The organism is Burkholderia sp. Ac-20344, from assembly GCF_017104975.1.
Taxonomy (GTDB): domain Bacteria; phylum Pseudomonadota; class Gammaproteobacteria; order Burkholderiales; family Burkholderiaceae; genus Burkholderia.
In genome coordinates this window covers 1-726 of sequence record NZ_JAAGPP010000400.1, presented here as the reverse complement: position 1 = coordinate 726, position 726 = coordinate 1, and the positions used below count along the sequence as shown (strand labels likewise).

Genomic DNA, 726 nt, shown 5'->3' with positions numbered 1-726 from the left:
TCCGGGCAGACCAGCTTCGTCAATGGATTGCTCCTTGGGCGGCACTTCACGTGGGGTTGCCATGCCAAGTTCAGGCGACACTTGCCGATTTTACGTAGCTGGAGATTGAAGTTTCAAGAAATAATTACTGGACGAATCTCCGCGGCCGACCGGCCAGAAGTGGAGGTGAGTCATACGTCACTAGCCGGACGGCGGAAGAGCCACGGGCGCGTCCACGGCTAGACAGTCTGGAGTTCGCCCGGTCCGGAGATCGCATCATGGCGCAGATATCCCCGACGCCCTTGTCCCTTGCGGAGTGCCGTTTTAGTACGACGACAGTCAACGCCGCGCGGCGAGAAGTGTTGCGCGATGGCGTCCGGATCAGCGTCGGGGAGTGTGTCTTCGACTTCGCGAACGCAGTTCGATCCGTTGTGGGCAGAGCAAGCCTGGGACCGCACGCTGACGTTCCTTGGCCGGGTGATGTGGGAGAACCGCGGAGAAGCGCAATGAACTACACAACAGAACCGGTGATGATGGCGACAAGGCGCAGCATTCTGAAGGCTACCGCGTCGATCGCGGCATGGCTTTCGATGTCCCGCGCGGCGGACGCCGCCACCAATGCTACCGTCCCGGCGAGCAGGGGCAACCAACAAGGAGGCAATGCCATGCATACGGTCAGAACGAAGGACGGCGTCGACATATTTTATAAAGACTGGGGCAGTGGCCAGCCCATTGTTTTCTCCCACG

The 726-nt window shown here is 59.9% G+C and carries 1 pseudogene; it reads left to right on the top strand.

What is annotated here, in order from left to right:
- Positions 1-485: 485 nt before the first annotated feature.
- Positions 486-726 (top strand): annotated as a pseudogene (locus G3N64_RS39375) (alpha/beta hydrolase); the annotation flags it as partial.